The organism is Pseudomonas sp. C9D1 (assembly GCF_056491235.1).
In genome coordinates this window covers 351,441-363,873 of record NZ_JBSZIE010000002.1, presented here as the reverse complement: position 1 = coordinate 363,873, position 12,433 = coordinate 351,441, and the positions used below count along the sequence as shown (strand labels likewise).

Annotated in this window: 12 protein-coding genes; 7 read left to right on the top strand and 5 right to left on the bottom strand. The window is 68.2% G+C overall.

The genetic code is table 11. From position 1 onward, the window contains the following. Nucleotides 1–6 precede the first annotated feature (6 nt). From ACXI0U_RS09995 to ACXI0U_RS09965, 7 genes are read left to right on the top strand one after another with little or no spacing between them, the layout of a single operon-like run. On the top strand, nucleotides 7–432 hold the full coding sequence (locus ACXI0U_RS09995; protein ID WP_021221719.1) for an ExbD/TolR family protein: 426 nt from the start codon (nucleotides 7–9) through the stop codon (nucleotides 430–432). 2 nt (nucleotides 433–434) lie between these two features. Beyond that, nucleotides 435–1,163: an energy transducer TonB family protein gene (locus ACXI0U_RS09990; RefSeq protein WP_184492168.1), complete on the top strand. Its 729-nt coding sequence runs from the start codon at nucleotides 435–437 to the stop codon at nucleotides 1,161–1,163. Between the two features lie 35 nt (nucleotides 1,164–1,198). After that, the gene (locus ACXI0U_RS09985) at nucleotides 1,199–2,893 is read left to right on the top strand and encodes a putative porin (protein ID WP_479550176.1); all 1,695 of its coding nucleotides are present in this window, start codon (nucleotides 1,199–1,201) and stop codon (nucleotides 2,891–2,893) included. Between the two features lie 26 nt (nucleotides 2,894–2,919). Then, nucleotides 2,920–3,573, top strand: a complete 654-nt coding sequence (locus tag ACXI0U_RS09980; protein WP_479550175.1) for a DNA repair protein — start codon at nucleotides 2,920–2,922, stop codon at nucleotides 3,571–3,573. A gap of 49 nt (nucleotides 3,574–3,622) precedes the next feature. Next, nucleotides 3,623–4,105 (top strand): YbjN domain-containing protein, encoded by a 483-nt coding sequence (locus tag ACXI0U_RS09975; protein ID WP_350446203.1) that lies wholly within the window; start codon nucleotides 3,623–3,625, stop codon nucleotides 4,103–4,105. A 5-nt stretch (nucleotides 4,106–4,110) separates the two neighbouring features. After that, the gene (locus ACXI0U_RS09970) at nucleotides 4,111–5,088 is read left to right on the top strand and encodes a peptidylprolyl isomerase (RefSeq protein WP_479550174.1); all 978 of its coding nucleotides are present in this window, start codon (nucleotides 4,111–4,113) and stop codon (nucleotides 5,086–5,088) included. Nucleotides 5,089–5,140: 52 nt separating this feature from the next. Beyond that, nucleotides 5,141–6,112 (top strand): LysR substrate-binding domain-containing protein, encoded by a 972-nt coding sequence (locus ACXI0U_RS09965; protein WP_374981045.1) that lies wholly within the window; start codon nucleotides 5,141–5,143, stop codon nucleotides 6,110–6,112. A 256-nt stretch (nucleotides 6,113–6,368) separates the two neighbouring features. Here the strand turns inward: ACXI0U_RS09965 and ACXI0U_RS09960 are convergent, their stop codons facing one another. The 5 genes from ACXI0U_RS09960 to ACXI0U_RS09940 are packed head-to-tail and all read right to left on the bottom strand — an operon-like array spanning nucleotide 6,369 to nucleotide 11,574. Then, the gene (locus ACXI0U_RS09960) at nucleotides 6,369–7,355 is read right to left on the bottom strand and encodes a lysylphosphatidylglycerol synthase domain-containing protein (protein ID WP_479550173.1); all 987 of its coding nucleotides are present in this window, start codon (nucleotides 7,353–7,355) and stop codon (nucleotides 6,369–6,371) included. After that, on the bottom strand, nucleotides 7,352–8,572 hold the full coding sequence (gene clsB, locus ACXI0U_RS09955; protein WP_043245504.1) for a cardiolipin synthase ClsB: 1,221 nt from the start codon (nucleotides 8,570–8,572) through the stop codon (nucleotides 7,352–7,354). Before clsB ends, ACXI0U_RS09960 begins: the two co-directional genes overlap by 4 nt. Next, nucleotides 8,569–9,357 carry an endonuclease/exonuclease/phosphatase family protein gene (locus ACXI0U_RS09950; RefSeq protein WP_350446200.1) on the bottom strand — a complete coding sequence of 263 codons (789 nt, stop codon included), beginning with the start codon at nucleotides 9,355–9,357 and terminating at the stop codon, nucleotides 8,569–8,571. Before ACXI0U_RS09950 ends, clsB begins: the two co-directional genes overlap by 4 nt. After that, nucleotides 9,354–10,274 carry a DUF72 domain-containing protein gene (locus ACXI0U_RS09945; RefSeq protein WP_350446199.1) on the bottom strand — a complete coding sequence of 307 codons (921 nt, stop codon included), beginning with the start codon at nucleotides 10,272–10,274 and terminating at the stop codon, nucleotides 9,354–9,356. Before ACXI0U_RS09945 ends, ACXI0U_RS09950 begins: the two co-directional genes overlap by 4 nt. Before the next feature lie 13 nt (nucleotides 10,275–10,287). Continuing rightward, the gene (locus tag ACXI0U_RS09940) at nucleotides 10,288–11,574 is read right to left on the bottom strand and encodes a zinc-dependent alcohol dehydrogenase (RefSeq protein WP_479550172.1); all 1,287 of its coding nucleotides are present in this window, start codon (nucleotides 11,572–11,574) and stop codon (nucleotides 10,288–10,290) included. Between the last annotated feature and the right edge of the window lie 859 nt (nucleotides 11,575–12,433).

The following is a 12,433-nucleotide window of genomic DNA, read 5'->3' as shown; positions in this document are numbered from 1 at the left end:
GCAGCCATGGCCAACCTGAGCAGCAGTCATGACGACGACGAGGACGCCGCCGTCGACAGCATCAACATCACACCCCTGGTGGACGTGCTGATGGTGGTGCTGGTGATGTTCATCCTCACCGCCACCGCCCAGGTCTCGGGCATCCAGATCAACCTGCCCAAGGCCAGCGCGGCCATCTCCCTGGCGCAGCCGAAGACCAAGGCCATCTCGGTCAACGACGGCGGCCAGGTGTTCCTCGACGCCTACCCGGTGACCCTGCCGGAACTGGAGGACCGCCTGCGCACCGAGAAGGCGCTGAACCCCGACTTCCCGGTGATCGTGCGCGGCGACGCCACGGTGCAGTACCAGAAGGTCATCGAAGTGCTCGACCTGCTGCGGCGCCTGGAGCTTTCCCAGGTCGGGCTGGTCACCGGCAAACCGAACCAGGGCTGACCATGACCACCTTTCCCAGCAAGGGCCCGGACAGCGGGCTCGCCGAAGTCCGCAGCGCCGAGCCGAAATGGCGCCGGCCGCTGGTCTGGGGCGTGGGGGCGCTGGTCGCCGCCGGCCTCGCCTGGCTGCTCTGGCAGTGGGCCAACGACATGAGCGGCATACGCCGCGAGGCGCCGAAGATCCCCGCGATCATCCCGCTGCCACCGCCGCCGCCCCCACCGCCGGTGCAGGAGAAGCCGCCGGAGCCGGAAACCCCGGTGGAGGAAAAGATCGTCGAGCCGGAGCCCACCCCCGAGCCCGAAGAGGTCAAGCCGGAGGAAGAAGCACCGCCGACACCCGCCGATGACCTGGCCAACCCCATGCAGATGGATGGCGACGCCCAGGCCGGTTCCGACGCCTTCAACATCGGCGCCGGCAAGGGTGGCGGCATGGCCGGCAGCGGCAGTGGGCGCCTGGGCAACGGCACCTACAGCCAGTTCCTCTCCTATGCCTTCCAGCGCCTGATGCGCGACAGCCCCGAACTGCGTTCGCTGGCGTTCCGCGTGAACCTGGAGGTGTGGATCAACCAGAGCGGCCAGGTCACCCGGGTGGAGCTGACCCGCTCCACCGGCGACCCGGAACTCGACGCCAAGGTGCTGGCCGCGCTGCGCGGCTCGCCGCCCCTGGAACGCCCGCCGGCCTCGATGTCGATGCCGGTCCGCCTCTCATTGCAAGGACGCCGGCCCAGCTAGGCCGCGCCACTCAAGAACAGCCAAGGAGTAGAACCATGATCTGCAGAATGAGCCGACTGGCGCTGGGGATTGGTGCCGTGGTCGCCGGCCTGGCCGGCCCGGCGCTGGCACAACCGCCGGCACCTTCGGAGAACGCCACCATCAACCTGATCCGCCTGCTGGTGCAGCAGGGCGTGCTCAAGCAGGAGCAGGCCCAGGCGCTGATCCAGCAGGCCGAGGCCGAGGCCGTGCAGGCCCGCCAGGCCGCTGCCTCGGCACCGGCGGCCCCGGCCGGCGTGCCGGGGGAGGTGCGTGTGCAATACGTGCCGGCCATCGTCCGCGACCAGATCCGTGATCAGGTCAAGGCCGAGGTCATGGCCCAGGCCAAGCAGGAAAACTGGGCTGCGCCCAACACCTTCCCCGACTGGGTGTCGCGCATCAGCCTGGAGGGCGACGTGCGCCTGCGCAGCGAGTCGCGCTACTTCGCCGACACCAACAGCGACCGCATCACCGACTTCGCGCGGCTCAACGACCGCGGCCCCTACGACGTCAACAAGAACACCAACACGCAACTGCCGCCGCTGCTCAACACCCGCGAAGACCGCGAAAACCTGCTGCGCCTGCGGGCCCGCCTGGGCATGCGCGCGGTGCTTTCGCCGAGCTGGACGGCGGTCATGCGCGTCGGCACCGGCTCCGACAGCGGCCCGGTGTCCACCACCCAGACCCTGGGCGGCGGCTTCGGCAAGAAGGACCTCTGGCTCGACCAGGGCTACCTCGCCTACAAGCCCGACGAACGCCTGACCCTTACCGGCGGGCGCATGCCCAACCCGTTCTACACCACCGACCTGCTGTACTCCGGTGACCTCAATTTCGACGGCCTGGCGGCGGTGTTCGACCAGCCGCTGGACCGCGACATGGCGCTGTTCGGCACCGTCGGCGCGTTCCCGGTGGAGTACACCTCCGACACCGCCAGCAGCAACGGCTTCGACAAGGAAAGCAGCGAGAACAACTGGCTCTACGGCGCCCAGTTCGGCGCCCGCTGGCAGTTGGACGCGGACAACAGCGTCAAGGGCGCGCTGGCCTACTACCGCTTCGACGATATCGAAGGCAAGCGCTCCAGCCCCTGCTCGCTGTACTCGGGGCAGCCGGCCTGCGACACCGACGAATCGCGCCCCGCCTTCATGCAGAAGGGCAACACCCTGATGCTGCTGCGCGACGTCGTCATCGACCCCACCCGGCCCACCACCACGCCGCAGCCGCAGTTCGTCGGCCTGGCCTCCGAGTTCAACCTGGTGGACCTCAACCTCGCCTGGGACACCGCGCTGTTCCACGACTTCAAGCTGCGCAGCCAGGCCCACTACGTGCGCAACCTCGGCTACGACGAAGGCGAGATGCGCAAGCGCTCCGCCGGCCAACTGGCCAGCAACGTCGATGCCAACGGCAACATCGAAAGCGGCGATACCGCCTGGATGCTGCAGTTCACCCTGGGCAACGCCCTGGACCTGAAGAAGCACGGCGACTGGAACCTCTACGCCGGCTACAAGCGCATCGAACCCGACGCTCTGCCGGACGGCTTCAACGACTCGTCCTTCCACCTCGGCGGCACCAACGCCAAGGGCTGGTTCCTCGGCGCCAACTACGGCTTCGACAAGAACGTGGTCGGCAGCGTGCGCTGGCTGAGCGCGCAAGAGGTGTACGGCGCGCCCTTCGATATCGACGTCCTGCAACTGGAGGTCAACACGCGCTTCTGATGCGCGTGTGGCCAAGGAGCGAGAGCATGAACACCCGATCGCACACACCGCTGAAGCTGGGCCTGGCCCTGCTGCTGGGGGCCTGCGTCGCCAACTCGGCCTCGGCCGAAGGCATGGAGGAACGCCTGCGCGCCCAGCTGCGCACCACCACCCAGCAACTGCAGGCGTTGCAGAGCGAACAGGCCCAGGCCGCCGCCGCGCGTACGGCGGCGGAAGGCCAGCTGACGGCGGCCCAGACGCAGATCAAGCAGCTCACCGCCGAGCTGGCCAAGGCCAAGGGCCAGGCCGAGCAACTGAGCGGCCAGCAGGACAGCCTGCGCAACGCTGCCCAGGCCCAGGTGGCTGCCAGCAACGAGCAGGTGGGCAAGTTCAAGCAGGCCTACGAAGAGCTGCTGGGGCGCGCCCGTGGCATCGAATCGGCCCGCGCCCAACTGGCCACCGACCTCGCCACCCGCGATGAGCAGGTGCAGCAGTGCACCACCAAGAACCAGCAGATGTACCAGGTGGCCAAAGGCATCCTCGAGGCCTACGAGAAGATCGACGTCGCCGAGGTGATGAAGATCCGCCAGCCCTTCGCCGGCAGTGCCCGGGTGAAGTTCGAGGAACTGGGGCAGGTCTACGGCGACGCGCTTTACAAAAATCAGTTCGACGCCGCCATGGTGCCCGCCACCGGGCAGTGATCCAGGGCGCCGGCAGTGCCGGCGCCAACCGCAGACAAGGAGTAGCGCAATGACCGCAATCGACATGATCCACAGCATCAGCCCCGACCAGCTCACCGAGCGCCTGCAGGCCGCCGGCTACCGCGTCAACCGCAGCGAACAGGGCGGCGTGGTGCAACTGCTCAGCGCCAGCCAGGGCATCGGCTTCGCCGTGCGCTTCGGCAACCCGGCCCAGGAGCCGGGCGCCTACCTCGACTACTGCTTCAGCTGCGCGCTGCGCATCCAGGGCGAGCTGCCGGCGGGCATGGCCGAGGTGTGGAACGCCACTCGCCGCTTCGCCCGCCTGTCGCGCCAGGGCGAATTCCTCGTGCTGGAGATGGACGCCATCGTCGCCGCCGGCGTCAGCCCGCAGCACCTGCAAAGCCAGATGGAACTGTGGGACCGCCTGTTGCAGGAATTCATCGCCTACCTGCGCGACTACAGCCAGGCCATGGCCCGCGAGCAGGCCGCGGCCACCCCGGCACCGGCCGAAACCGCGGACAACGAGGCGTGACGACCATGAGCACGAAGGGCCGTTGGCTCGGCATAGGCGCCATCGCCGCGGTGGCGCTGGCCGTGGGCCTGGCCCTCGGGCTGCGCCCGGGCAGCGGCCTCGAGGCGGCGGTGCAGGCCGTGCCCGAGGTGCAGCAGGCGAGGGCGGCCAGCCAGGCCGCCCCTGCCGAGCGGGCAGTGGCGCGCCTGGGTGAACTGGCGCTGGGCGAGGGCGAACTGCAGGCGCTACTGGATGGCCTGCCGGCGGCCAGCCGCGAGCAGCTGCGCGCCGACCGTGGCGCCCTGGAAGGCTGGATACGCGGGCGCCTGGCGGAGAAGGCCCTGTTGCAGCAGGCCCAGGCCCAGGGCTGGGAGGAGCGCCCGGAAATCCAGCGCATGACCCGCGCCGCCACCGAGCAGATCCTCCTGCGCACCTACCTGGAATCTGTGAGCCAGGTGCCTGCCGATTACCCCAGCGATGCCGAGTTGCAGGCCGCCTATGAGGCCGGCAAGGACAACTGGGTGACCCCGCCGCTGTACCGCGTCAGCCAGATCTTCCTCGCCGTCGGTCCCGGTGCGGCGGAAGAACAGGTGCGCAAGCAGGCCATCGAGCTGGCCCGCCGCGCGGCGGCGGCCAACGCCGATTTCGCTGCCCTGGCGCGCCAGTATTCCCAGGATGCCCGCACGGCCGAGCAGGGCGGCGACACTGGTCTGCAGCCGCTGCAGCAGTTCGTTCCGGCGATGCGCCAGGTGCTTGCCCGCCAACGCGTGGGCAGCGTCTCCGAGCCGCTGCGTAGCGACGCGGGCTACCACATCCTCAAGCTCACCGAGCAGCAGCCCGGGCGCAGCGCCAACCTCGACGAGGTGCGCGACCGCCTGCGCCAGGCCCTGCGTGCCCAGCGCCAGGAACAGGTGGCACGGGCCTACCTGGACGGCATGGTCAGCTCGGCGACCCTGAGCATCGACGGGGCGAGCCTCAACCAGGCACTGGAGAAGGGCCGCTGACACAGCGCCGGGCGGGAGGCCCGGCGCGCCGCAACCTTACGGAGGAGGGCATATGGCATTTCAGGAGAACGAACAGGCGACGACCCATAGCGCGGCCGTCGCAGGCGGGCATGCGGCGGACGACGGCTTCTTCGGCCTGGACGTGGAGGCGGCGCATTACTTCGTGGTGGCGGCCCGTTGCGGCTGCTTCATGCAGGCGGCGCGCAGCCTGAGCATCAAGCCGACGCTGCTGCGCAAGAAGCTCGGGTTGCTGGCCGCCTGGGCCGGGCACCCGTTGTTCCTGCACCAGGGCAACGCCCTGGTGCTGAGCCCCGAGGGCCGGCGCCTGCGCACCCAGCTGGTGGCGCGCCTGGCGGTGCTGTCGCCGGGCCTGGCGCAAAACGAAGACCAGCCCCTGGTGCGCATCGCCGTCGCCGAGCCGCTGCTGCACGACATCCTCGGCCGCGACCTGCTGGCCTTCCTCCGCCAGCACGCCAACGTGCGCCTGGAACTGGCGCGCCTGGACGAGGGCGAAACCCCCGCGCCGGACACCGACCTGCGCGTCTGGCTGGCCCCGCCCGACGACGTCGAACCCTGGCCGGGCTTCGCCAGCGCCCACCTGGAGTGCCTCGCCCAGCTGGAATACCTGCCCCACGTCGCCAAGCGCTACTCCCGCGAGACCAGCCGCCCGCGCAGCCTGGTGGAGCTGGAGGACTACATGCTCGTCGACCTGCAGGGCTACGCCGGCATCGATGCACTGCAACCCTGGAACCTGGCCATCGCCGACCGCCGCGCCGGGGTTACCCGGGTCAACTCCTACGAAATGCTCCGGCAGATGATCCAGTGGAGCGCCTGCATCGGCCTGCTGCCCCATTACGTCGGCCAGCTGGACAAGAACCTCATGGCCCTGCCGGCGCTGTTCGAACCGCGCATGGACATGCAGGCCTGGCTCGCCGTGCGCGCCGGCGAAGAAGAACGCGAGGAAGTCCGCCGCCTAATCGCCCTGGTGCATGCCGCCTTCGATGAGCGTCGGGATTGGTTCTAGCCGGGGAGACCGGCAGCATGGGTTTCGCTTCGCTCTACCCATCCTACGAAGCGTTATTCGACCCGCTGGCACGGTGCCCACGTAGGATGGGTAGAGGCACGAAACCCATCAATCGCCCGGGCTCCGACGCGTCCGGCTTGCTCGTGTGCGCGGATCTGCCTGGCGCGGTGTTCGCCCGGATCAGCATGGGTTTCGCTTCGCTCTACCCATCCTACGAAGCACCATGCCCGTAGGATGGGTAGAGGCACGAAACCCATCAATTCCCCGGCTCCGGGGCATTCGGCTTGCTCGTGTGGGTCCAATCGCGCTGGCGGATCTGCTTGGCGCGGCGTTCGAGCACGAGATAGACCACGCAGGCGATGGCCAGGGGCAGGAGGAAGTAGATGGCGCGGTAGCCGATCAGCGCGGCGAGGACGGTGCCCTTGGACATCTGGTGCTGCATCAGCGCGATGAACACCGCCTCCAGCACGCCGAGCCCGGCGGGGATGTGGGTGATGACCCCGGCGATGCTGCTGATCAGCAGGATGCCGAGGATGGAGGGGTAGAAGGCCTCCTTGGGCAGCAGGATCCAGATCAGCAGCGCCATCAGCGACCAGTTGAGCATGCCCAGGCCGACCTGGATCAGCGCCATGCGCAGGCTCGGCAGGGTCAGCTCCTGGTCGCGGAAGCGCCAGTTGCGGCGCTTGGAGAAGCGGCAGGCACCGAGGTAGGCGAGTGCGGCCGCGACCAGGGCGAAGCCGATCGCTTGCAGGCCGGTCTCGCCGATTTTCCAGCCCTCGGGCAGGTCCACCAGGCGCAGGGAGAACACGCAGCCGGCCAGCAGCATGTAGCCCAGCCAGTTGGTGATCAGGCTCAGGCTGAGCACCTTGGTGATGGTCGGCACATCCAGCCCCAGGCGCGAGTAGAGGCGGTAGCGCAGGGCGATGCCGCCGACCCAGGAGCTGAGGTTGAGGTTGAAGGCGTAGCAGACGAAGGTCACCGGGATGGTCTGCCAGGCCGGCAGCTTGTGGGCGGTGTAGTGGCGGCCCACCAGGTCGAAGCAGCAGTAGGTGGCGTAGCTCGCCGCGCAGGCCAGGCCGGCCAGGGCCAGGGTGGTGGCGCTGTAGTTGGTGATGGCCTGGCGCACTTCCTGCCAGTCGAGGTTCTTCACCAGCATGAACAGCAGCACCGGCACCAGGCAGAAGAAGAACGCGGTCAGGCCGCGCTTGGCCCAGGTCTTCCAGGTGGCCTTGCCTGCGCTCATGAGCTCTTCTCCTGCTCGTAGACCGGCTCGGCGCCGGCCTCTTCCAGGGGCTGCAGCGACTTGATGCGCGGCGAGTGGGCCGGGAACCAACCGGCGATCGCCGGGAAGTGACGCAGGAAGTGGAAGCTGAGGAAGATCAGCGGCGCCCGCCACCAGTGGCCGCGGGTGATGCGCTGCAGGGTCACGCGTTTGCACTTGGCATCGGCGAGCTGCTGCAGGTGGTCGTGCAACTGCTGGTTGAAGGCCGGGTCACGGATGATCAGGTTGGCCTCCAGGTTCAGCGACAGGCTCAGCGGGTCGAGGTTGCTGGAGCCCACCGTGGCCCATTCGCTGTCCACCAGCGCCACCTTGCCGTGCAGCGGCCGCTGGCAGTACTCGTGGATCACCACGCCGTCGCGCAGCAGGTAGTTGTAGAGCAGTCGCGAGCACAGGCGCACCAGGGGCATGTCCGGCTGGCCCTGCATGATCAGCGTCACCTGCACGCCACGGCGGGCGGCGTTGCGCAGCTCGCGCAGCAGGCGATAGCCGGGGAAGAAATAGGCATTGGCCACCACCAGCCGCTGCCGGGCCGAGCGCAGGGCGCGCAGGTACTGCTCCTCGATGTCGTTGCGATGGCGCTCGTTGTCGCGGATCGACAGCAGCATGCGCGCCTGCCCGGCCGCGCGGTTTTCCGGCGATTCCGGCAGCAGGCTATGCACCTCGCTGGCGCTGTGGGCCAGCAACTGGCTGCAGGCGTGGTGCAGGTCGCAGACGATGGGCCCGCGCACCGCCACGGCGTAGTCCTGCTTGGCCATGGGGCCGAAGTCGGCGAGGTGGTCGGCGCAGAAGTTGATGCCGCCGATGAAGCCCAGCTCGCCGTCCACCACCACCAGCTTGCGGTGCAGGCGGCGGAACAGGTTGGTGCGCAGGCCCAGTACCCGGGGGCGCGGGTCGAACATGTGCAGGTTGACGCCGGCCTCGGTCATCTCGCGGATGTAGCGGGTGCCGAGGTCGGCGGTGCCGTAGCCGTCCACCGTCAGCTCCACGCGCACGCCGCGCCGGGCGGCGGCGATCAGGGTCTCCTTGAGGCGCAGGCCGACCTTGTCCTCGAAGACGATGAAGGTCTCCAGCAGCACTTCGTGGCGGGCCTTGTCGATGGCTTCGAACACTGCGGGGAAGAAGTCCTCGCCATTGATCAGCAACTCGACCTGGTTGCCTTCACGCCAGTCGAATTTCACAGGTGCACCTCCACAAGCAAAGGGGCGTGGTCGGACAGGTGGGACCAGGGTCGGCGCAGCAGCACCTGGGGCGAATGGCTGGTGGCGTTGCGCACGTAGACGCGGTCCAGGCGCAACAGCGGCCAGCGTGCCGGGAAGCTGCGTGCCGGGGTGCCATAGGCATTGGTGAAGGCCTCGACCATGCCGCGGCTGGCGAGGATGTCGTCGGCGCGCACGCGCCAGTCGTTGAAGTCGCCGGCGACTATCACCGGCGCCAGGGGCGGCAGGCTGTCCAGCAGGCGGCAGAGCAGTGCCAGTTGCTCGCGGCGATGGGCTTCGCGCAGCCCGAGGTGCACGCACACGGTGTGCACCTCGCGGTGGCCGGGCACATCCAGCACCGAATGCAGCAGGCCGCGTTCCTCGTTGCCGGCGATGGACACGTCCAGGTTCTCGTAGCGCAGGATGGGGAATTTCGACAGCAGCGCGTTGCCGTGGTCGCCTTCCGGGTACACCGCGTTGCGGCCGTAGGCGAAGTCGGTCCACATGCTGTCGGCGAGGAATTCGTACTGCGGCGTCGGCGGCCAGTTCCTGAAGCGCCTGGCGTGGGACTGGTGGGTGCCGAGCACCTCCTGCAGGAACACCAGGTCGGCGCCCAGGGTGCGCACGGCGTCGCGCAGCTCGGGGAGGATGAAGCGCCGGTTCAGCGCGGTGAAGCCCTTGTGGGTGTTCACCGTGATGATGCGCAGCTGGTGCACGGCCGGCAGCAGGTCGGTGGCGGGCAGCGGGGCGGTGGTGACGGTATTCACAGGTCGGCTCCTTCCAGGGCCTGGCCGGGTTCGGTCTGCAGGTGCGTGGCCAGCTTGAGGGTCTCCAGCAAGTGGCGCGCGTCGTAGGGCGCGCGCACCTTGATGTCGTTGTCGAAGTAGCAATACACATCACGGCTGGCGCGTTTTGCGGGGGGCTCGGCGCTGATCAGCCGGGCGTCGTCGGGCTGGCTGCCCTGGCTCCAGGCTTCGATCCGTTTCTTCCAGGCCTTCAGCGCGGCGGGCGAGTAGCCGCTGGCGTAGAGCTGCTTGTCGCCGTGCAGGCGCATGTAGACGAAGTCGCTGGTGAGGTCTTCGGCGTAGGGCCACTTTTTCGCCGTGTCGGCGACCACCAGGGCCACCCCGTGCTGGCGCAGCAGGGCGATGAAGGCCTCGTCGCGGAAGCTGTCGTTGCGGATTTCCACCGCATGGCGCAGGGGCCGGCCCTTGGGAATGTCGAGGTAACCGGCCTGGTGCAGGCGCGCATCGCTGTGGCGGGCCAGGGTCCGGGCGGCGTCACTGTCCCTCGGCAGCAGGGCGAGGAAGTCGGCGAACAGCGCGGGGTCGAAGGCGAAGCTGGGCGGGAACTGCCAGAGCAGCGGCCCGAGCTTGTCGCCTAGGTGGAACAGCCCCGAGGCCATGAAGTTGGCCACCGGTTGCTGCACGTCGCGCAGGCGTTTCACATGGGTGATGTAGCGCGGTGCCTTGATGCTGAAGAGGAAGTCCTCGGGGGTGTCGGCGGCCCAGCCGGCGTAGCGCTCGGGCGTCTGCAGGGCATAGAAGGACCCGTTGATCTCGATGCTGTTGACCGCCCGCGAGGCGAAGCGTAGCTCCTTCTTCTGCACCAGGCCCTTGGGGTAGAAGTCGCCGCGCCAGGGGGCATAGCGCCAGCCGGAAATGCCGATACGGATCTCTGCCATCACCGCGTCCCCGTTAACGAGCCTGGCCCTTGGATGCGGACAGGGTCCGCTCCAGCTGTTCCTCGCCTTTGATGATCTCCTCGCCGCTGTCGCCGGCCGGCTGCTGCCGTTGCGGGTGCAGCTCCACCTTGATCCAGCCGTTCTCGCGGCGGTCGAAGGCCTTGAAGGCTTCGATGGCATCGCTCATGGGTTTGACCTGGGTGAGGATCTTCGCCGGGTCCACGCGCTTGTTCAGGGTCAGCTCAATGAGCGTGGGGATGTACTTGCGGTGGTGGCAGTTGCCCATGTTGAGGGTGAGGTTCTTGTTCATCGCCAGGCCGATGGGGAAGCTGCGCGCCTGCTGCGGGTAGACGCCGATGATCGACAGGGTGCCGGCCTTGGCCAGCCCCTCGACGGCCCACTGCAGCGCCTGGCTCGGGGCATCGCCGGGGTGCCAGTTATCGCCGTCGGGGTGGGTGCGCGGGGTCAGTTCGGCCATTTCCCGGCGCATGCGCCCGGCGCCGTGGTGGTCGTGGCAGGCGTGCTCGGCGTCCACGCCCACGGCGTCGATGGCGCGGTCGACGCCGATGCCGTCGGTGAGGCGACGCAGGGTCTTCACCGGGTCTTCCAGATCGAAGTTGATCACCTCGGCACCTTGCTGGCGGGCCATGCGCAGGCGGTCGTCGAGGTGGTCGATGGCGAACACCCGGGCGGCCCCCAGCAGCTTGGCGCTGGCGATGGCGAACTGGCCCACCGGGCCGCAGCCGAACACCGCCACTGTGTCGCCGGGGGTGATCTCGGCCATTTCCGCGCCGAAGTAGCCGGTGGGGAAGATGTCCGACAGCAGGATGGCCTGGTCGTCGCTGATTTCGCTGGGCAGCTTGATCAGGCCGATGTTGGCGTAGGGGATGCGCGCCTTCTCTGCCTGCAGGCCCTGGAAGGGGCCGGTGGCCTTGGGCCCGCCGTAGAAGGCGGTGCCGGCCTGCTTGCCGTTGGGGTTGGCCAGGTCGCACTGGGCGTAGTACCCGGCGCGGCAATAGGAGCAGTTGCCGCAGGCGATGGTGGAGGGCACCACCACCCGGTCGCCGATCTGCAGGTTGCGCACGTCGCTGCCCAGGGCCTCGACTATGCCGACGCCCTCGTGGCCAAGGATGGTGCCCTTGATCATGCCGCTGACGGTGCCGCGCACGAAGTGCAGGTCGGTGCCGCAGATGGCCGAGGCGGTGAGGCGGATGATGGCGTCGGTGGGAGCCTGGAGGGTGGGCTCGGGGACATCGTCGAGGCGAATGTCACCCACGCCATGGAATACGACTGCCTTCATGGAGGGCTCCTGTTCGGGGCCGGGCCGCTGTTCGTCGGCGACCAGGCATGGGAAACGGCAGGCGCCGGAGCGGCACCTGTGCTAGTTCCGACTGGGCGGCATAGGAGCGGTTCAGGTTTTCTGCCCGTTGGGCTCGTGGCGCAGCCCGGGACTGGGCCCGGTGACACCGAGCGCGAATGAATTGGCTCTGTCTGCGTTAAGTGTTGCTAGAAGAATTGAGCCCAGCTGATTGCCGAGCTCTGGTGATGTTTCTGGTTTCGCCCACCCGGGCGAGTCCCTTTTCCAATCGTTGAAAAGGAACCAAAAAACTTGCCCCATCATCCGGCCCGACTGCGTCGGGTTCCCTCACTCCATCGCCGCTCTGGGGGCCGGCGCGATGGGCCATGCATGGCCTGGCGCGCCTCTCGCGGCATCCATGCCGCTCGTCCCCCGGCGCAACGACTGCGTTCGGCCTCCTGGAGGGGCGTTGGCGGCTGCTCCAACTTCTTCGTCCAGCGCATCGCCATGTGGTGCGCACGGGCTTTCGTAGGATGGTGTAGAGCGAAGCGAAACCCATGCGGTGGAGGTGGCACAAACCCATAGGCACCCGGAAATCACCGTGCTTGAGAGCTCGTTTCAAAACCACAACAGCTAACGCAGACAGAGCCAATGAATTCGCTCCTGCACCAGGGAGGCGCGGTGCAGGGCCGTAGGGTGTGCTGCGCGCACCGGTGAAGATGACGCGCACATCACGGTGAGGCCGGGCATTGAGGGCTGAGCAGCCAAGCAGGTCGGGAGAAACCCGGCGCGCGGTGTGGATCCAGTTGCGAATGTTCGGCATGACCTCGAATGGTGGACCGATGAAGCGTGGTCCACCCAT

Excerpts from the sequence above, each read along its gene's own strand:
- ACXI0U_RS09995 (WP_021221719.1), top strand. The coding sequence starts at position 7 with ATGGCCAACCTGAGCAGCAGTCATGACGACGACGAGGACGCCGCCGTC.
- ACXI0U_RS09990 (WP_184492168.1), top strand. The coding sequence starts at position 435 with ATGACCACCTTTCCCAGCAAGGGCCCGGACAGCGGGCTCGCCGAAGTC.
- ACXI0U_RS09985 (WP_479550176.1), top strand. The coding sequence starts at position 1,199 with ATGATCTGCAGAATGAGCCGACTGGCGCTGGGGATTGGTGCCGTGGTC.
- ACXI0U_RS09980 (WP_479550175.1), top strand. The coding sequence starts at position 2,920 with ATGAACACCCGATCGCACACACCGCTGAAGCTGGGCCTGGCCCTGCTG.
- ACXI0U_RS09975 (WP_350446203.1), top strand. The coding sequence starts at position 3,623 with ATGACCGCAATCGACATGATCCACAGCATCAGCCCCGACCAGCTCACC.
- ACXI0U_RS09970 (WP_479550174.1), top strand. The coding sequence starts at position 4,111 with ATGAGCACGAAGGGCCGTTGGCTCGGCATAGGCGCCATCGCCGCGGTG.
- ACXI0U_RS09965 (WP_374981045.1), top strand. The coding sequence starts at position 5,141 with ATGGCATTTCAGGAGAACGAACAGGCGACGACCCATAGCGCGGCCGTC.
- ACXI0U_RS09960 (WP_479550173.1), bottom strand. The coding sequence starts at position 7,355 with ATGAGCGCAGGCAAGGCCACCTGGAAGACCTGGGCCAAGCGCGGCCTG.
- ACXI0U_RS09945 (WP_350446199.1), bottom strand. The coding sequence starts at position 10,274 with ATGGCAGAGATCCGTATCGGCATTTCCGGCTGGCGCTATGCCCCCTGG.
- ACXI0U_RS09940 (WP_479550172.1), bottom strand. The coding sequence starts at position 11,574 with ATGAAGGCAGTCGTATTCCATGGCGTGGGTGACATTCGCCTCGACGAT.